General features: G+C 35.2%; 15 protein-coding genes. 11 read left to right on the top strand and 4 right to left on the bottom strand.

Going from position 1 to position 19752, the window contains the following annotated elements; all coding sequences use genetic code 11:
* Positions 1-43 precede the first annotated feature (43 nt).
* From AC07XU_RS03515 to AC07XU_RS03505, 3 genes are all read right to left on the bottom strand, one after another.
* Positions 44-1003, bottom strand: coding sequence for a tryptophan 2,3-dioxygenase family protein (locus AC07XU_RS03515; RefSeq protein ID WP_494942238.1), 960 nt, complete (start codon positions 1001-1003; stop codon positions 44-46).
* A 276-nt stretch (positions 1004-1279) separates the two neighbouring features.
* Entirely contained in the window at positions 1280-2578 is a 1299-nt protein-coding gene (locus AC07XU_RS03510; RefSeq protein WP_494942237.1) for an HAD-IB family phosphatase, read from the bottom strand.
* Between the two features lie 5 nt (positions 2579-2583).
* Complete coding sequence (locus AC07XU_RS03505; protein ID WP_494942236.1) at positions 2584-3546, bottom strand: NAD-dependent epimerase/dehydratase family protein; 963 nt, start codon at positions 3544-3546, stop codon at positions 2584-2586.
* Positions 3547-3621: 75 nt separating this feature from the next.
* Between AC07XU_RS03505 and AC07XU_RS03500 the strand changes: the two genes are divergently transcribed.
* Together AC07XU_RS03500 and AC07XU_RS03495 are read left to right on the top strand one after the other, a co-directional pair.
* A complete protein-coding gene (locus AC07XU_RS03500) occupies positions 3622-4803 on the top strand; it encodes a formimidoylglutamase (protein WP_494942235.1) in 1182 nt (393 codons plus the stop codon).
* Positions 4804-5211: 408 nt separating this feature from the next.
* A complete protein-coding gene (locus AC07XU_RS03495) occupies positions 5212-6363 on the top strand; it encodes a redoxin domain-containing protein (protein ID WP_494942234.1) in 1152 nt (383 codons plus the stop codon).
* A gap of 168 nt (positions 6364-6531) precedes the next feature.
* On the opposite strand, the gene purD is transcribed toward AC07XU_RS03495, so the two are convergent.
* Entirely contained in the window at positions 6532-7803 is a 1272-nt protein-coding gene (gene purD / locus AC07XU_RS03490) for a phosphoribosylamine--glycine ligase (RefSeq protein ID WP_494942233.1), read from the bottom strand.
* A gap of 519 nt (positions 7804-8322) precedes the next feature.
* Between purD and AC07XU_RS03485 the strand changes: the two genes are divergently transcribed.
* The 9 genes from AC07XU_RS03485 to AC07XU_RS03445 all read left to right on the top strand — a co-directional run bounded on the left by AC07XU_RS03485 (position 8323) and on the right by AC07XU_RS03445 (position 19728).
* Complete coding sequence (locus AC07XU_RS03485) at positions 8323-8628, top strand: hypothetical protein (protein ID WP_494942232.1); 306 nt, start codon at positions 8323-8325, stop codon at positions 8626-8628.
* Between the two features lie 218 nt (positions 8629-8846).
* Positions 8847-12152, top strand: coding sequence for a preprotein translocase subunit SecA (gene secA / locus AC07XU_RS03480; protein ID WP_494942231.1), 3306 nt, complete (start codon positions 8847-8849; stop codon positions 12150-12152).
* A gap of 118 nt (positions 12153-12270) precedes the next feature.
* The gene (locus AC07XU_RS03475; protein WP_494942230.1) at positions 12271-12702 is read left to right on the top strand and encodes an SPOR domain-containing protein; all 432 of its coding nucleotides are present in this window, start codon (positions 12271-12273) and stop codon (positions 12700-12702) included.
* A 108-nt stretch (positions 12703-12810) separates the two neighbouring features.
* Positions 12811-13992: a M20 metallopeptidase family protein gene (locus tag AC07XU_RS03470; RefSeq protein ID WP_494942229.1), complete on the top strand. Its 1182-nt coding sequence runs from the start codon at positions 12811-12813 to the stop codon at positions 13990-13992.
* Between the two features lie 84 nt (positions 13993-14076).
* Positions 14077-15021: a hypothetical protein gene (locus tag AC07XU_RS03465; RefSeq protein WP_494942228.1), complete on the top strand. Its 945-nt coding sequence runs from the start codon at positions 14077-14079 to the stop codon at positions 15019-15021.
* Between the two features lie 36 nt (positions 15022-15057).
* Positions 15058-16617 carry a serine hydrolase gene (locus AC07XU_RS03460; RefSeq protein WP_494942227.1) on the top strand — a complete coding sequence of 520 codons (1560 nt, stop codon included), beginning with the start codon at positions 15058-15060 and terminating at the stop codon, positions 16615-16617.
* A gap of 3 nt (positions 16618-16620) precedes the next feature.
* Positions 16621-17286, top strand: coding sequence for an SGNH/GDSL hydrolase family protein (locus tag AC07XU_RS03455; protein ID WP_494942226.1), 666 nt, complete (start codon positions 16621-16623; stop codon positions 17284-17286).
* 77 nt (positions 17287-17363) lie between these two features.
* The gene (dnaG, locus tag AC07XU_RS03450) at positions 17364-19319 is read left to right on the top strand and encodes a DNA primase (RefSeq protein ID WP_494942225.1); all 1956 of its coding nucleotides are present in this window, start codon (positions 17364-17366) and stop codon (positions 19317-19319) included.
* Between the two features lie 46 nt (positions 19320-19365).
* Positions 19366-19728, top strand: coding sequence for a YraN family protein (locus AC07XU_RS03445; protein WP_494942224.1), 363 nt, complete (start codon positions 19366-19368; stop codon positions 19726-19728).
* Positions 19729-19752: the final 24 nt, after the last annotated feature.

Here is a 19752-nt window from a genome sequence, read left to right as displayed (position 1 = left end):
TGCGTCAAAAGTACTAAAAAATGCCCTTAAACCCAAATTAATCTTATTTTCGAAGTGTTTGTAATACACTAAGCACCCATCCTTTTCCCCATTCATCCATTTGTTCTTCGGTCCATAAAAAAGGATAAAAAATTCGTTTTTGGAAACGTGGAGGCAAATATTTCTGCCAGTTGGTTCCGCCTGTGGCAGCAACATCAATTGGGTCTTTTTCTAAATATCGCACAGCGGATTTGTAATGCGCCAAAGGCCATTCTACATTTACATAAAGATCTAGTTTGCGTAATTCTTCTGCAAGCGCATTTACATCATCGCCCTGCGAAAGTAATTTATGGTATAAGGCGGAAAAGTTAGTGTGCTCACGTTCTTTTGCCAATGCTAAAAATTGTGCAGCGTATTTTTTGATAAATTGTTTTAACGTTAGCGTTTGCTTGCCACTCGCCAATTCGGTAGCACCAAATTTCCAGTATAAAAATTCAAATTTTTCTTCGATGGTTGCATCTTTTAGTTCTTCTCGCTTGCTTTTATCAACCAATTGAGTGAAATCTGTGGCGCTGATTTCAATCATGCGGTATTGGCCAGATTGAAATCCACTTGCAGGTAATAACGACATGCGGAATTTTAAAAATTGATCTTTTTCCATGCCATTAACCATTACTTCGAACGAAGTTGTTAAGGCATTAAAATAAGCGTTGATTCTTTTAACTCTCGCAGTAAAAAACTCAGTTGTTAAATTTTCATGTTCGGCAATTTGTCTGCATTCATGTAGCACCAACTTAAAATACAATTCTGTAATTTGATGGTACATAATGAAGATCTCTTCATCAGGAAAAGGAGTTTTTGGACTTTGTAAGCTTAGTAAAGTATCGAGATGAATGTAATCCCAATAGGTTAAAAAATCTGCGTATAATAAACCATCAAGATAAGATGCCATGTCTTGGCCCATCGCTTCATATTTTTCTTGAAGCTTGTTGATTTTGTTAATGATATCTGGTGTGAAATCCATGAAATTTTGATTAATGATAATGAAAATTGGTTGCAAATTAGATTTACAACAATATTTAGTTTTACTAATCAATAGCTAACTGGGCCTATCTATAATAAGCGTAAAGTTCGAAACCTGTATGGAAAATAAACACTTCAATTTATTATATTTAAACTTTATCATTAACTTTCTGCCATCCTAAATTTATTTTAGTTCATATCTTTCCGCTTTGTTACAGGTCAGGATCTGTTTGGTATGGCAGATGCTGAAATAAATTCAGCATGACGGCTATAGATATTAATACAACACCCTAAATTTAATCGTATTTTCTATCTTTTTTAATGATTTAAATAATTGTTTATCATACTCTGCATTGATATCTGTAATTGCATAACCCAAAGTTGAGTTGGTCATTAAAAATTGCCCAACAATGTTGATATTATGCTTAGCAAAAATGGTATTAATTTGCGCCATAATGCCTGGTACATTTTTGTGGATATGAATTAAACGATGAGATTTATCAATAGCCGGCAATTGTAAATTAGGAAAATTGCTACTCATATAAGTAGTGCCCTTATTCATAAAATCAATTACTCTTTTAGGGATAAAAGTTGAACTTCTAGGATTGCTTTTCGGATCATCAAAAACTACAATACCCATATCGGTACAGGTTTGGAAAGAGAACTTATTTTTTGCGCTCCCCAAATAACCAATGGTTTTAAGTTTAACTGCTCGCTCCAATTTTTCTTGCTCAATTTTTTCTCCATCGCCTAGCAAAATCATTCCCACATCGGCCACATATTTTTCTTCAAAAGAAGTTTTATGACGAATAGAAAATCCATCCCTTTTTAACAGAGTGATGGTTTCTTCGGGTACATCACCAATTACCAAACATAAAATTCTGTTCTTTGGGTATGATATCGCCCTTGGCAAATTATTTACATACAAAAACTCATCAAAGCTTGGGGTTACGTGGTCGGCTTTAGATACGATACTTTCTCTGGCAATATTTTCGGTAAAAGCATAAAACTTTTTAATCAATCCGCTTTCCCGAAGTTGGTAATCTGAATAGCCATCGCCAATGCCGTAAAGCTCACCTTCTAAAGCCATTTTACCAATCAATTTTACTTTACCACCTTCTTCACTTAGAGGGTTTTCGTGGTCGTAGTCAATAATTTTTCCATCACCTGTGGTTACAAAAGTGTTGGCGTAAATATTCTCTTTTTTAATGTGGTACTGACTTACCACTGGGGTAATAAATTCTTTAAATCCACCAGAAACAATTAAAACCTCATCGGCATGCTTTTTAAAAAAGGCAGCGTTGCGAGAAAATGAAGCAGAAACTTTCTTTTTTAAACGTGTAATAAGCTGCTTTAAATGAGCCTCATTAGCCTCCAATAATTGTACACGTTTAGCTAAACTTTCAGAAAAAGAAAGTTTACCTTCCATGGCTAAATTGGTATAATCTTCAATTTTTTTAAAAATAGCTTCCTTATCAGGATGTTTGTTTAAAGAGATACGGGCCAGTTCATCTAATGCTTCTACCTGTGTAAAAGTGCTGTCGAAATCAATGATGTAATAGTTCTGCTTTTTCATGTAAATTATTTCAAAGCTTCGCAAACTTCGGCAATGCTTTGGTTAAGGGGTTTAAATTCAAAATTGATTGCGGTTTTAATTTTTTCGTTGCTATAGTAACTTAAATTAAAGCTACTTCTTGCCGCATCTTTTGTTAAAGCTGGTGCTTTGCCGGTAAAAAGTGAAGCTAATTTTGCAGCTCGCCAAGCAATGCCCAACATCCAAGGTTTAGCTTCGGTGCTTGGTCTCTTAATACCAAAACCATCAGCTATTGCTGCAAAAAAATCTTTGTAGTGTAAGTTATCTGCCGATAGAGTAAATCTTTCATCACTAATATCACTATTCATCAGCAAAATCATTGCTTTGGCAACATCTTCTACATCAACAACTCCTGTGGCACCATCGGTATAAAATTTTAGGCCATCTTTAACCAGCTTAAAAATTGCGCCACTACCTGTAAAGCCAGCATTTTTGCCAATAATTACTGCCGGATTTACAATTACAGCATCCAAACCTTCGGCTATGCCTCGCCAAACCTCCATTTCTCCTTCATACTTAGAAATAGCATAAGAATGAACATGTGGGTTATACTCCCAAAAATCTTCCTCTGTAATCAGTTCGCCTTTTTTGGCATCGCCTAAAGCGGCAATAGAGCTTACATGTAAAAGTCTGGCGCCATGGTGTACGCACAGATTTACAATGTTAGAAGTGCCTTCGATATTAATTTTTATCAGTTTGTTTTTATCTTTCGGATCAAAAGAAATAAATGCAGCACAATGGTAAACTTGCGTTACACCTTCAAAAGCATCGGCTAAATCTTCGGGCTCATTAATATCTGCAACAAACCATTCAACTTGCTGGTTAGCTGCAATTAGATCGGGTATTTTGGATGTTTTTCTTTTTAATGCCCTTACCTGTATATTTTGGGAGGTTAATTGGTGAATTAACTCTGCGCCTAAAAATCCAGTAGCACCTGTTACCAATATCATTATATTTTTTTTAGGTAGTTCATTAAAATATGCTGTCAAAAATAGATATTTGATGCCAAACATTTATACCGATTTATGTCTTTATCCGATTTTTTTTCGCCCATTAATCCTGAAAAGTTTAGTCCCAAGCAAGGATTTTTAACCAGTCAGCTAGGTTTAAAGGCTCAATTTTTTACAGATCGTTTTCCAGAATTAGAGGATAAAGCCTACGATTTGGCCATTTTTGGCGTTAATGATGATAGAGGTGCGGTAAATAACAATGGTTGTACTTTAGCTGCAGATCATTTTAGAGAACAATTTTATGCCCTAAATGAAGGCGCTTTTACCAGTAAAATAATCGATTTAGGAAATATTAAAGCTGGTAGAGAAATTTCTGATACCTACTTTGCAGTTAAAACTGCTGTTGCAGAGCTGGTTAAGCTAAATATTTTGCCAATAATTATAGGTGGCGGACAAGACATTACCTATGCGCAATACATGGCTTACGAAAATTTAGAGCAAAAAGTAGATTTAGTAGTTATCGATTCGAAATTTGATTTAGATGAAGACACAGATGAAGGAGTTGCAACTACATCAAATTCTTATTTGAGTAAAATTTTCCTTCATCAGCCAAATTACCTATTCAATTTTAGCAATGTGGGCTACCAAACCTATTTTGTAAATCAGGATAGTTTAAAAGTAATGGATAAGCTTTACTTTGACGTGCACAGATTAGGCGAATTTATGCATGATATTTCATTAACCGAGCCAGTTTTGCGCAATGCAAACATGATTAGTTTTGATATGGGCGCTATTCGTTCTGCCGATGCTGGCGCAAATGTAAATGCTGGTCCGAATGGTTTTTACGGCGAAGATGCTTGTAGAATTACTCGCTACGCAGGCATGAATGATAAGTTAACTTCTATCGGTTTTTACGAATTTAACCCTGCTTTTGACAGAAACGGACAAACGGCGATGCTTTTAGCACAAATGGTTTGGTATTTTATAGATGGCTATTATAATCGCAAACAAGATTTTCCACTTACTCCAAAATCGCAATACATTATTTACCGAACAAGTTTAAAAGATGGCTCTGGCGAAATGAATTTTGTGAAAAGCAAACGCTCAGACCGTTGGTGGATGCAAGTGCCTTACCCATCTGGAATTTCTAAAAACGAAAGGTTTCACTTGGTGCCTTGCAGGTACGATGATTACAACACCGCAGTAAATGGCGAAATGCCAGATTTATGGTGGCGTACGTATCAAAAACTTTCTTAAATATTTTATTTGAAGCGCAAAACCTGTGCTCGTAGTTTAGGTTTGGTCCCGCCAATGCTACAATTTTGGTGTGTGTTAAAGCGTTTTGTCAGTGATTGTAACCAAATATTTTCGCTTATGTCGGGGCTAAAAAAGTTAGGTTTGTGTATTATGGCAACAACCGTTGTGCCTAAACCAGATTGCGCCAAATAGCCCCGTGTAACCCACAAACTTTCAGTTTTCGTAGGTGAAAGGGCTATGGGCAAAAGCGGGACTAGCGGTTGTGAGTAGCTGTTACTTTAATTTTCAAATTTTAAGTGTTACTTTAAATAAAAAGCATTACCTTATTTTTACAATAAAAAACTCCTGTTAAAACACATTTTTTTATATTTGTTCTTATATACAATCCCCTAAACCTCAAATATTAACATGAAAAAAATATTAATATCGGCAATTTGCCTTTTACCATTAAGCCTATTGGCGCAAAAACCTTTCTCAGTTAAAGGAGACATTAAAAATTTAAAAACAGGAGACAAGGTTTACTTAGCTTACACTAGCAATGGCTCTAGGGTAATTGATTCTGTAGTGGCAAATAACGGCTCGTTCGAATTTAAAGGAGAGGTTAACGATCCTTCGGCAGCGAATATATTTAAAAACGTAAATCCATATAAAAGAGGCGCAAATACTAAGTTTATGGATTATGCATCATTTTATGTTGAGCCAGGGAACATTGTTATCAGCTCTGTTGATTCGGTTAAATCTTCTAAAGTATCGGGTACATCAACAAATAATGATAATGCAGCGTTAATGGCTAAGTTAAAGCCATATAACGACAAAATGGATGTTTTGAACAAAGAATATGCAGCATTCACTCCTGAGCAAAAGAAAGATAAGGAAGTTATGGGTGCGTTACAAGAAAGAGGAATGAAGATTAATAACGAAATGACTCCTATTTATCTTGATTTTGCAAAGAATAACCCAAATTCGTATCTTGCTTTAACAACCCTTTCTCGTTTTGCTGCAGACCCAGAGCAAGCATCTAATGCAGAAGCTATATTTGCTAACTTAAACCCATCGCTCAAATCATCTAAAATTGGAACGCAGTTAACAGCGGTTTTTGAAGCAGGTAAAAAAACTGCAATTGGCGTAATGGCAATGGATTTTACGCAAAATGATGCAGCTGGTAAACCTGTAAAATTATCTGATTTTAAAGGTAAATATGTTCTTATAGATTTTTGGGCTGCTTGGTGTGGTCCTTGTCGCGATGAAAACCCTAATTTAGTAGCTGCATTTAATAAATTTAAAGATAAAAATTTCACCGTTTTAGGTGTTTCTTTAGATGGTGGTACAACATCAACCAAAAAAGAAGAATGGTTAAAAGCTGTTGCTGATGATCAGTTGAATTGGACGCAGGTTTCTGATTTAAATGGCTGGAGTAATGAAGTTGCTGTAGCTTGGGGCGTGAGAAGTATTCCTGCTAATTTTTTAGTAGACCCAACAGGTAAAATTGTTGCTAAAGGCTTAAGAGGTGAAAATTTACACACTAAACTAGAAGAATTTTTAAGCAAAAAAACGAAGTAATTTTAAAGCTACCATAAACAAGAAAGGCTCGATAATTTATCGAGCCTTTCTTGTTTATAAATATGTTCGTCATATCGACGATAGGAGATTTTGTTTTGTAATACAAATGGTAGTTCTATGCAGATTTCTCCTCGGTGAAGAACCTGGTTCGAAATGACGAGATAAAGCTTACATCAAATCAAAACCAATATCTTCTCTAAAATATTTGCCATCAAAGTAAATTCTGCCAGCATCTGCGGTAGCATGTTGCAAAGCATTAAACTGATCATCTTGCAAGCTAGTAATAGCTAAAACTCTGCCACCATTTGTTTTTACAATGCCGCCTTCTAAAGTTGTACCAGCATGAAATGCTAATGAACTACGTAGGTTTTCGATGCCAGAAATTGCTTTGCCTTTTTCATAATCGCCTGGGTAACCACCAGCAACTAACATAATGGTAGCTGCAGTTTTACTGCTAATTGCCAACTGATAACTGTTTAGTTTTTTATCAGCACATGCGATAAATAATTCAACTAAATCGCTTTCTATTCGAGGTATTACGCTTTCGGTTTCAGGGTCGCCCATGCGACAATTATATTCAATTACATAAGGTTTATCGCCTACTTTAATTAAGCCAAAAAAGATAAAGCCTGTATAATCTATATTGTCTTTTTGTAAACCATCAATAGTTGGCTGTATAATTTCATCTTTAACTTGCGCCATAAAAGCTTCATCGGCAAAAGGTACAGGAGAAACAGAACCCATTCCTCCAGTATTTAAACCTGTATCGCCTTGGCCAATTCTTTTATAATCTTTTGCTTCTGGCAAAATCACATAATTTTTTCCATCCGTTAATACAAAAACAGAAAGCTCAATACCAGTTAAAAATTCTTCAATTACAACGGTACTTCCGGCATTGCCAAATTTGCCGCCTAACATCAGTTTTAGTTCTTCTTGAGCTTCAACAATGTTATCTAAAATTAAAACACCTTTACCAGCAGCTAAACCATCTGCTTTTAAAACAATTGGCGTTGCATGATTAGAAAGATATTCCAATCCTTCGGCTAGGTTTTCATTGGTAAAAGATTTAGATGCTGCGGTAGGTATGCCATGGCGCTGCATAAACTGCTTCGAAAAATCTTTGCTGCCTTCTAAAATTGCACCTTCTTTTTTGGGCCCAATTACAGGAATGTGTTCTAGTGAAGCATCACTAGCAAAAAAATCATGAATACCATTAACTAATGGTTCTTCTGGGCCAACAACTAAAAGTTCGATACCTTCTTTTAATGCAAAAGCTTTAACGGCCTCAAAATCATTCGGATTGATGTTTACATTTTTGCCATAAGCACCAGTACCAGCATTACCTGGCGCAATAAACAACTTTGAGCATTGAGCAGATTGGCTCATTTTCCAAGCAAAAGCACATTCTCTTCCGCCAGAACCTAACAATAGAATATTCATACCAACAAAGATAATAATATGATTATACCGATAGGGATGATTTTTTATTAATATCATCAAATATAAATTGTTAGTAAAACAATGGTGGTGCTTTTGGCTTAATCAGCCCTTCTTTCCGCTTTACTTCGCTGTAACCAAAAGTTACCGCTACGTGTTCGCTACAAAAAGGTTTAATAAACAAAGCGAGAGGTTCTTTTGAGGCTTCTTCCCCCCCTCAATATACCTAGGCACTAATGGTATTTTTTATGGCTTATTGCTATTTACATAAATAGCAGTACAAACCGAAGTATCTTAAACCTGCCTTCCGGTAGGCAGACGGGATTTAGTGAAAATACTTTTTGCATAGCCTGCAAGGCGCAAAAAGATTGCAACGAGAGCCCGACTGCCCTTAATAATAGTACTGCAAGTGATTTTCAAAAAAAAATATTGTTGAATTTTTGGAAGGGTTTTTGAGCTAAAGGCCAATAAATCACTTCATATTTCGATATGTAAAAGATTAAAATTAGATTTGCCGCCAGAATGAAGCACATTGTTACCATATCTCTTGTATTTTTTAGCCTAACTCACTTAGCAAAAGCTGAGCAAAGAGTTGATGGCTTAAGAATTATAACCGAGCGTTATTGTAACAGGTTAGAGGTTGGTAATGAGGATGTTGTTCAGGATGTAACACAGCAAAACGACAATCATAGTCCATTCTTTCTATCATACAGCGAATTAACTTTAATTGGCATACAGCCCACATTTAAAGTTGCCGAATATAAAGTTCGTAATCATATTGTAGCCGATTTAACCATTAGGCAAAACGCAAAAAACAATAGTCCTTAGAGCGTTTTTACCAATTTCCTTAACTATTATCGAGTTTTAAAATTCAAATAACTGCCAAGTTGACTTAGCGTTAAGCAATGGCTTAGTTGTTGAAACTCGATTTTAGAACGTTGAAAAACATAAAGTTGCACGAGCCATGAATATAAGACGTGTTTAATCTTACAACATTTCAACCTTACAACAATTCAAACAATTTTACAATTAACAATAACAAAAACATGTTAGGATTTTTAGCCAAAATATTTGGAAGCAAATCAGAGAGAGATATTAAAGTATTACAACCTTTAGTAACTCAAATTAATGAAGAATATGCAAAACTTTCATCAATTACTAATGATGAATTACGAAATAAAACAGTAGCATTTAAAGCAACAATTGCTGATGCATTAGCAAATATCGATGCAAAAGTAGCTGAGATTAAACATAAAGCAGAAAATCAAGAGCTATCTCTTACAGAAAAAACTGCTTTATATGATGAAGTTGATGCTTTAGGTAAAGAGCGTGATACCGAATTGGAGAAAGTATTGTTGCAAATTATGCCAGCTGCTTTTGCTGTAGTTAAAGAAACTTCTCGTCGTTTAAGTGAAAACGAACAATTAGAAGTTACTGCAACACAATTTGATAGAGATTATGCAGCTCGTAAAAGCAACGTAAAGATTGTAGGCGATAAAGCATATTGGGCAAATAAATGGGATGCCTCTGGTACAGAAGTAGTATGGAACATGGTCCACTACGATGTACAGTTAATTGGTGGTATGGTTTTAAATAGCGGTAAAATTGCCGAGATGGCTACTGGTGAGGGTAAAACTTTGGTAAGTACTTTGCCTGCTTATTTAAATGCACTAGCCGGACAAGGTGTGCATATTGTAACCGTAAATGATTATTTGGCTCGTAGAGATAGTGAGTGGAATGGTCCTTTATTCGAGTTTCATGGTTTACGTGTAGATTGTATCGATAAACACGAGCCAAACTCTCAAGAACGTAGAAACGCTTATTTAGCAGATATTACTTACGGTACCAACAACGAATTTGGTTTCGATTACCTGCGTGATAACATGTCGCAAACACCAGATCAATTGGTGCAACGTAAATTGCATTTTGCAATGGTAGATGAGGTCGATTCAGTTTTAATTGATGATGCCCGTACACCTTTAATTATTTCTGGTCCAGTACCATTTGGCGATCAGCATGAGTTTCATGAATTAAAACCTCGTATCGAGCGTTTGGTAAATGCGCAAAAAGCTTATGTTTCATCAGCATTAAACGAAGCAAAAAAATTAATAAACAGCGGTAATGCTGGTACCGAAGAAGGCGATGGTGGTTTAGCATTGTTACGTGCTCACCGTGGTTTGCCTAAAAACAAAGCTTTAATTAAGTTTTTAAGTGAGGGTAGTGTTCGACAAACCTTGTTAAAAACCGAAAATCATTATATGGCAGAACAATCTAAAAATATGCCTAAGGTAGATTCTGAATTGTTTTTCCATATTGATGAAAAAAACAACCAAGTTGAGTTAACAGAAAAAGGAATTGAATTAATTACTCAACAAGGTGAAGATGCGAGTTTCTTTGTATTACCAGATGTGGGTACAGAGATTGCTGAGATTGAGAAATCTAGTTTAAGCAGCGAAGAAAAAATTGCTCAAAAAGATGCCTTGATGCGTGATTATTCTGTAAAAGCAGAACGTATTCATTCGGTAAATCAGTTGTTAAAAGCTTATACTTTATTCGAAATTGATGTAGAGTATATCATCGATGAAGGAAAGATTAAAATTGTAGATGAGCAAACTGGCCGTATTATGGATGGCCGTCGTTATTCTGATGGTTTGCACCAGGCAATTGAAGCTAAAGAAAATGTGAAAGTGGAAGATGCTTCGCAAACTTATGCAACTGTTACTTTGCAAAACTTCTTCCGTATGTACCATAAACTTTGCGGTATGACGGGTACTGCAACAACTGAGGCTGGCGAGTTTTGGTCAATCTATAAATTAGATGTGGTAGAAATACCAACAAACCGTGTAATGGCTCGTAAAGATGAGCAGGATTATGTTTACCGTACCATTCGCGAAAAATACAATGCAGTAGCCGAAGAGATTGTAACCTTAACACAGGCTGGTCGCCCAGTTTTAGTTGGTACAACATCTGTTGAGATTTCTGAATTATTAAGTCGTATGCTTAAACTTCGTGGTATTAAACACAACGTGTTAAATGCGAAAATGCACCAAAAAGAGGCAGATATTGTTGCAGAAGCTGGACAGGCTGGACAGGTAACAATTGCAACAAACATGGCTGGTCGTGGTACGGATATTAAATTAGGCCCAGGCGTTAAAGATGCTGGTGGTTTAGCTATTGTTGGTACCGAGCGTCATGAGTCTCGTCGTGTAGATAGACAGTTACGTGGTCGTGCTGGTCGTCAAGGTGATCCAGGTACTTCACAGTTTTTCGTGTCATTAGAAGACAACTTGATGCGTTTATTCGGTTCAGAACGTATTTCTAATATCATGGTTAAAATGGGTATTGAGGATGGTGAAGTTATCCAACACTCTATGATTACCAATTCTATTGAGCGTGCTCAAAAGAAAGTAGAAGAAAACAACTTTGGTGTTCGTAAACGTTTGTTAGAGTATGACGATGTAATGAACTCGCAACGTACAGTTATTTATGCTAAACGTAAAAATGCTTTATTTGGCGAACGTTTAGATGTAGATATGAACAACATGGTATTCGATGTTGCAGAAGATATTGTAACCGAGTACAAAGAAGAAGGTAATTACGAAGGATTTAAATTAGAAGTGATTAAAAACTTCTCATCAGATACAGCTATTACCGAACAAGAATTCAATTCTAAAAATATCCACACTTTAACAGATATATTATTTGAAGAGGTAACTTCATTTTATGCTCGTAAATCTGAAGCGATTATTAACCAATCGATGCAGGTTTTGAGACAAGTTTACGAAGAACGTGGTGAGCAGATTGAGCAAGTAGTAGTTCCTTTTACTGATGGAATTAGACATATTCAAGTTCCTGTTAATTTGAAAAAAGCAATCGAAAATAATGGTCGTGAAGTAACTAAAGCTTTTGAAAAAACGATTATTCTTGCTTTAATTGATGACAGTTGGAAAGAGCATTTACGTGAAATGGACGAGTTAAAGCAGTCTGTACAAAATGCGGTTTACGAACAAAAAGATCCATTAATTATTTACAAAATGGAAGCTTTTAATTTATTTAAAACCATGTTAAATGTGGTAAATAAAGAAGTTGTAAGTTTCTTGTATAAAGGTGGCATTCCGGTTCAGCAAGATGTTGATGATGTGAGAGAAGCGCAAGCTCCTAAACGCCAACCAAAGTTGCAAACTACTAAACAAGAGTTTGGCCAAGCAACAGGTGGCGATATGCCAATGGAAGACACTAGAGAATTAGCACCACAACAACCAATTCGTAAAGAAGCAACTGTTGGTCGTAATGAGCCTTGCCCTTGTGGTAGTGGTAAAAAGTTTAAAAACTGCCACGGTGTAAACGCATAATTTGTAATACAAGATAAGAATGCCGAATTTTGCAAAAAGTTCGGCATTCTTTTTATACAGCTGGTTAGTTGTTATATGTTTTTAAAGCAAGCAACGGCCGCAATTATTCAGATTTAATATGATGAAAATATCTCTTTTATTCGTTGTTTTGATTTGTGCAAATCAATCTTTTGCGCAAACAAGAGGCGTAGTAACTGAAAATAAAGATCCATTAATAGATAGTTTAATTGCAAAACGGATAGCGTTGAATAGCGTAAAACCAACAACTACAAATCCGGTTAGCAAAGCAATTTTTAACGGAATGGGCTATAGAGTTCAAGTTTTTTATGGTTCAGATCGTAAAGTGGCATTTAGTGAACAAACAAAATTTCAAACACTTTATCCTAGTACAAGAACTTACATTACCTATAAAGAACCTAATTATTATTTAAAAGTAGGCGACTTTAGAACACGGATGGAAGCTCAAGCATTTTTAAATGAGTTGAGAGGAACTTTTCCAACTTTGTTCATCTTTAGAGAAAAAATAAATGCGCCAATTTTAGAACAATAGCTGTTAAATTGAAAATTTTTGAAACTATCTAGTCGGTTGACTTAGAAAAATATAATCGCGATTAACATTTAACTTTACAACTTTTAAACATTACAGCAACCACACACAATGAAAGAAAAAATACAAGATTTAGCCGCTCAAATTTTTAATGAAGTTGTTGGTTTTCGTCAGCATTTGCATGCTAATCCAGAATTGTCTTTTAAAGAGTTCCAAACATCAGCTTTTGTAAAAGAAAAGTTAGCAAGTTGGGGTATTGAGTTTACGGAGATGGCAATTACTGGTGTGGTTGGATTAATTAAAGGAGCTTTGCCATCAGATCAGGTTATCGCTTTGCGTGGAGATATGGATGCACTGCCTATTGTTGAAGCAAATGACAAGCCTTACAAATCTAAAAATCCTGGTGTAATGCATGCTTGTGGTCATGATGTACACACTTCATCGCTATTAGGTTCAGCATACATTTTAAATGAGCTTAAAAATGAATTTGCCGGAACCATTAAATTGGTTTTTCAGCCAGCAGAGGAGATTTTGCCAGGTGGTGCAAGCATCATGATTAAAGAAGGCGTTTTAGAAAATCCTAAACCTAATGCCATGATTGGTCAGCATGTAATGCCGTTAATCGAATCTGGTAAAGTAGGTTTTAGATCTGGTATTTACATGGCATCAACCGATGAATTGTACGTAACCGTAACCGGAAAAGGTGGCCATGGTGCACAACCACATCAAAATATCGACCCTGTTTTAATAACTGCACACATCATTGTCGCCTTACAGCAAATTGTTAGCCGTAATGCCGATCCTCGTTTACCATCTGTACTTTCTTTTGGAAAAGTAATTGCTAACGGTGCAACTAATGTAATCCCAAATGAGGTAAAATTAGAAGGTACGTTTAGAACTTTAAATGAAGATTGGAGAAAGCAGGCACATATTTTAATGAAAAAAATGGCCGAGGGAATTGCAGAAAGTATGGGTGGAAGTTGTCATTTTGATATCCATCATGGTTATCCTTTTTTAATTAATGAAGAAAAAGTAACAGCTAACGCACGTAAATATGCAGAAGACTATTTAGGTGCAGCAAACGTTTTAGATTTAGATATTTGGATGGCGGCTGAAGATTTTGCTTACTACTCTCAGGTAACTGATGCCTGTTTTTACAGGTTAGGAACCGGTAATGTAGCTAAAGATACCATGCATTCTGTGCATACGCCAAATTTCGATATTGATGAAGATGCTTTAAAAACTTCAACAGGTTTAATGGCGTATATTGCATTGAAACAATTGGGAAATTAAAACTTCAGTGTAAAATTGATCTGAATTTTTACAGGTAAGCATCATCAAATAAATTAGGGCAAGGTATTTGCAATCAACATATTAATGAAAAAAATAATCTTCCTACTTGTATTCACATTTATTGTTTTAAAAGCCAAAAGCCAAGAAATTCAACGTTTTAACCCAGATACTATAAAAACTATTCAATTAGATTCTGTTGTTAAAATTACGGCTCAAAAATTTGGTATAGAAACTTTTATCAATGCAATTATTAGCGATACTAGCTTTTATGAAGCTTTTCGCAATATGAAAAAGTACACTTTCATAGCTGAAAATCGTATTTTTTCTTACGATAAAAACAACAAAGTTGATGGCAAGGTTTACCGTAAAATTAGACATAATAACGATGGTCCATATAAAATGGAATATCTGGTAAAAGAAAATAGCGGTAACCTTTACAAAAAGAATGGCAAATATCAATTGTATACTATCGAGATGTTCGATTACATTTTTATGAATGCCTACAATACCGATTTTGTTCCAAATGCACCAGCAAGTGATGGCAAAGGCGGTACAAATGAGAGTTATAAGGACAAGTTAAAAACCCTAATTTTTAATCCCGGTAGGCCAATTAAAGGTTTGCCATTTATTGGCAACAAGACAGAAATTTTTACGGCCAATATGCGCCAATATTACGATTATTCTTTTTATAGTGCTACGTATTTAGATTCAATTCCAGTTTACAGATTTAAGGTTGCTGTAAAACCAGATTTAAGCAAATGGACCAAAGACGGCCTAATGATTAAGGAATTGGTTACCATATTTGATAAAAGAACTTTCGAAATTTTAGGTAGATATGTTGACATGAAATACAGCAACATGCTGTTTGATTTTGATGTGCAAATGAACATCGAAATGAGTTATTTTAATGATGTTAAACTGCCAACTAAAATCACCTATCAAGGCAACTGGGATTATCCATTTAAAAAAGAAGAACGAGCAAGCTTTTTAGTAGTTCATAAAGACTACAGGCTGGGTAAAGGGAAATAAAAGATTATTATCTTTACTTTCTTTTAAAACACATTTATGCAAATAGTTTATCGTTCATTCGGGCTTTTTTTTATCAGTTCAATTCTATCAATCGCGGGTTTAAGCGCTCAAGTTTTAACCTCAAAGCAAATTGATAGCGTAGCAGAAAAAACCTTGGCTACTTTTAACGTTCCGGGTATTGCAGTTGCAGTAATAAAAGATGGAAAAGTAATCCATTCAAAAGGTTATGGCGTTCGCTCTATAAAAACCAATTTAAAGGTTGATGAAAACACATTGTTTGGCGTTGCATCAAATACCAAAGCAATGACAGCTGCCGCATTGGGCATGTTAGTAGATGAAAAAAAGATAACTTGGGATACGAAAGTAACGGATGTGATTCCTGAATTTAAAATGTATGATCCGTATGTTACGAATGAATTTACGGTTAGAGATTTGCTCACACACAGAAGTGGATTGGGTTTAGGTGCAGGCGACTTAATGATTTGGCCAGATTCATCAACAGTTACAAAGAGTGAGCTTATTCATAACCTTCGCTACTTAAAGCCAGTTTCTTCATTTCGTACTAAATACGATTATGATAACTTATTGTACATTGTTGCCGGAGAAGTTGTGGCCAAAGCTTCTGGGAAGACATATGAAGACTTTATCGAGAGTAGAATTATGCAACCTTTAGGCATGAATAAAACTGCAGCTTCATGGTATCGCTTAAAAGATAAATCTAATGTAATTGATGGTCATGCTCCATACCAAGGTAAATTATTGCCAGTAGGTTTAAGCTTTGGAGAAATTGCCAACGCAGCTGGCGGAGTTTATTCGAGTATAACTGATATGAGCAAATGGGTAATTGCGATGCTAAATGAAGGGAAATATGGAGAAAATTTAGATAAGAGCTTATTCAGTTATGCTGTACACAAAGAACTGTGGACACCACAAACCATCATCGCCGGTGGCAATCCATCTACTTTTAGTAGTTATGGTTTAGGTTGGTTTTTAAGTAATGTAAATGGTAAATTCCAGGCAACACACACTGGCGGTTTATCGGGAATTGTTACCCAAGTAACGCTTTTACCAGAGCTAAAATTAGGAATTATCGTGTTAACTAACCAACAATCTGGTGCGGCATTTAACTCCATAACCAATTCAATTAAAGATGGTTATTTGAATGTTAAAGGGTTAGATAGAATTAAAACTTATAACGATAACCGTTTGCGAAGCGAAAAACAAGCCGATGAAATTGTAGCAAAAACTTGGGCCGATATCGCGGCAGCTCAAAAAGCTAATTCGACCAAGCCAGATTTTAAAAACTTTTACGGAACATTTAAAGATGCTTGGTTTGGTGAGGTTACCATAAGCGAAATGAATGGAAAAATGCATTTTCAGGCAAAGAATTCACCGAAATTAAAAGGTGATATGACTTATTATAAAGGCAACACTTTTATTGTAAAATGGTACGATAGAAGCTTAGATGCCGATGCTTTTGTTAATTTTACTTTAAATAATACGGGCAAAGCCGATGGTTTTAAAATGGAAGCTATTTCTCCATTAACTGATTTTAGCTTCGATTTTCAGGATTTAGATTTTAAAACAACCAAATAAGATATGAGAAATATTACGAAATCAATTACCTTAATTGCAACGTTAGCAATTTTTATTTTAAGCATGGCGATGAAACCAAAACCTAAAAAAGTAATTTTCTTTGGCGATTCGATAACGCAAGCTGGCGTAAGAGGAAACGGCTATATTAATCAATTAAAAAAAGCTATAGACACCACAAAGTTTGAATTAATTGGAGCTGGAATTGGAGGAAATAAAGTATATGATCTTTACTTAAGAATGGAAGATGATGTGCTAAACAAAAAACCAGATTTAGTTTTTATTTACGTTGGCATAAATGATGTTTGGCATAAATTGGGTGCAAAAACAGGTACCGATTATGATAAATATTTAAAATTTTATCAGGCATTAATTAACAAAATACAAGCTAATGGCAGTAAGGTAGTTTTGTGTACTCCAACTGTAATTGGCGAAAAGAAAAATAATGCCAATGAAGTTGATACAGATTTAAATAAATACGCCGAAGGTGTACGTAGTTTAGCAACTAAAAATAATCTTCCACTTTGCGATTTAAGAAAAGCTTTTGTTGATTATGAAAATGCTAACAACACTGAAGATAAAGAAAAAGGTGTATTAACAACAGATAAAGTGCATTTAAATGATGTGGGCAATAGATTGGTAGCAGATACAATGCTGCCATTTGTGAAGTAGAACGCTACTCTAAAAGGGGTGGGGTTCTCAAATACATTAACGATAAATATATAGTCCCTTTTTGGGGATTTAGGGGTATGATTACAGGAGAAACGATAGAAAAAATTAAGGAGACTGCACGTATAGAAGAGGTGGTAGGGGATTTTGTGCACTTAAAAAAACGAGGCTCCAGCTTAATTGGTAACTGTCCGTTTCATGGCGAAAAAACCCCTTCTTTTCACGTTTCGGTAAGTAAAGGCATTTACAAATGCTTTGGCTGTGGTGTTGCTGGCGATTCGGTGCGCTTCATTATGGAGCATGAAAAATATTCGTATCCCGAAGCATTAAAATTTCTAGCCAATAAATACAATATTGAGGTTGAAGAAACGGTTGAAACCGTTCAAGATCTTGAAGCACAAAATACTCGAGAAAGCTTATACATAGTATCGCAATTTGCCGCGAACTTTTTCGAGGATCAAATGTGGAACAGTCAAGAGGGTAAAACTATAGGTCTAAGTTATTTTAAAGAGCGAGGATTTAGAGAAGATATCCTCAAGAAATTTAACTTGGGCTACTCTCCCGATGTTTGGGATGCATTAACACAAGATGCGGTAAAAAATAAACATGCTGAAGAGTATTTAGAAAAAACAGGTTTAGCGATTAGAAATGATAAGGGTAAACTTTACGATCGTTTTCGTGGTCGTGTAATGTTTCCCATCCATAACTTTACAGGTAGGGTTATTGGTTTTGGAGGAAGAACGCTAAAAACAGATAAAAATGTTCCGAAATATGTAAACTCTCCTGAAAGTGAAATCTACCATAAATCAAACGTTTTATATGGTTTATTTCATGCTAAAAAGGCAATTAGAGATCAAGATAATTGCTATTTGGTAGAAGGTTATGCCGATGTACTATCGGTACACCAAGCAAATATAGAAAATGTTGTTGCTTCTTCAGGAACATCATTAACAATTGAGCAAATTAGATTAATTGGTCGTTTTACGCAAAATGTAACCATACTTTACGACGGTGATGCTGCAGGTATTAAAGCATCATTACGTGGTTTGGATATGATTTTGGAGGAAGGATTAAATGTAAAAGTTGTTTCTTTCCCGGCAGGTGATGACCCAGATTCATACATGCACAAAGTTGGTGCAGGTGCTTTTAAAACTTACATAGAAGAAAATCGAAAAGATTTTATTTTATACAAAGCCAACATTCTTTTAGCCGATGCAGGTAACGACCCAATTAAAAGAGCGGGCATTATTCGGGATATTGTAGAGAGTATTGCAAAAATTCCGGATAACATTAAGGCTTCGGTTTTTATTAGAGAATGTAGCAGTTTGTTGCAAATTGAAGAACGCATTTTGCTCACTGAGCTTAATACGATGCGTGCCGCCAAATTAAAAAAGGCTAACAATACGCAAAGTAAACAGCAAGCTCAATATCAGGATATGCCACCTGATAATTTTTTTGATGATAATGCGCCTTCTGCACCAGCAACTGCTTCAGAAAATGTTATTGCTAATGATGATTTACAAGAACATGAAATTGTTCGTTTGTTGCTCTCATTTGGGCATGAATTGGTAAGTTGGGATAAGATTGATAACATGTACATCGGCTCATTCATTATGCAAAATTTAACCGATGTAACTTTCGAAAATGCAATCTGTAAACGCATTATAGATCATTATAGAATAGAAATTGAGAACGGTCAGCTGCCAACTGCTAATCAATTTATTAAAAGCGATGATAGAGCAATTGCAGATTTAGCAATCACTTTATCAACCTCGCCATATACGCTAAGTGAAAATTGGTACAACAAGCATAATATTTATGTTAGAGATGAAACGGTAAACCTAAAAGCAACAATTTTGGGTGGGTTGTATCATTTAAAAAAACGTAAAGTAGATCGAATTTTATTAGATTTATTACATGAGATAAAAACAGAAACTGATGCTACAAATCAAGAAATTTTAATGCAGCGTTATGCTTTTATTAAAAATGTAGAAAAAGAAATTTCAAGATTTTTAGGTTCTGTAATCGTAAAATAGATGAATAAGTCTCAATACTCACATCTCACTTCTCAATACTAAATTTATGGCTCAACATAACGATTTAGGTTTTAGGGGTGAAGCAATTGCCAAAGTTTATTTAGAGAAATTAGGCTACGAAATACTAGATGAAAATTGGATACATGGCAAAGCCGAAATAGATTTAATTGCTTATCAGGATAAAAAAATGATCTTTGTTGAAGTTAAAAGCAGAACATCCATCGCCTTTGGTTTACCCGAAGATTTTGTAAGTGATGCCAAACAAAAACAAATGGATTTAGCTGCAAATGAATATATTGAAATTATGAATCATAAAGGCGAAGTCAGATTTGATATCATTTCTGTACTTTTTGATAAACATCAAAACCATACTATAAAACACATTGAAGATGCATTTTGGCCCTCTTAAAAAATCTTTTTTATCCCTTTGGGG

The organism is Pedobacter sp. GW456-11-11-14-TSB4 (assembly GCF_059424425.1).
This window is presented reverse-complemented; position numbering and strand designations above follow the sequence as displayed.